At 37.5% G+C, this 261-nt stretch carries 1 protein-coding gene; it reads right to left on the bottom strand.

What is annotated here, in order from left to right; translation table 11 throughout:
• Positions 1-25: 25 nt before the first annotated feature.
• A partial coding sequence (locus Q4528_RS14420) for a DUF7840 domain-containing protein (RefSeq protein ID WP_303522324.1) occupies positions 26-261 on the bottom strand: 236 nt, incomplete at its 5' end.

Raw genomic sequence — 261 nt, 5'->3', positions numbered from 1 at the left:
ACTCAAGTTAGGCTGTTATTGAAAGTTAAAAGTAGAATTGCAAAGCTAGAATTGCAGAAATGTTGCTAGCATGCCATTTTTCGTGCTTGATTTGAGCACGAACCGCAATATTTTGCATAAAAGCATAATTCCATGTCAGCGAAGTTTCACTGTGACGATTTACGGCGTTATTGCTTAGCCAAAATAAGTTTCCAGTAAGGGCTAGTTTATTTTTGTTGTTCACTTGCCAAATTAAGCCTAATTCAGTGCCAACCCCTAAAC

The organism is Staphylococcus pasteuri (assembly GCF_030547725.1).
Classification (GTDB): Bacteria; Bacillota; Bacilli; order Staphylococcales; family Staphylococcaceae; genus Staphylococcus; species Staphylococcus pasteuri.
This window is presented reverse-complemented; position numbering and strand designations above follow the sequence as displayed.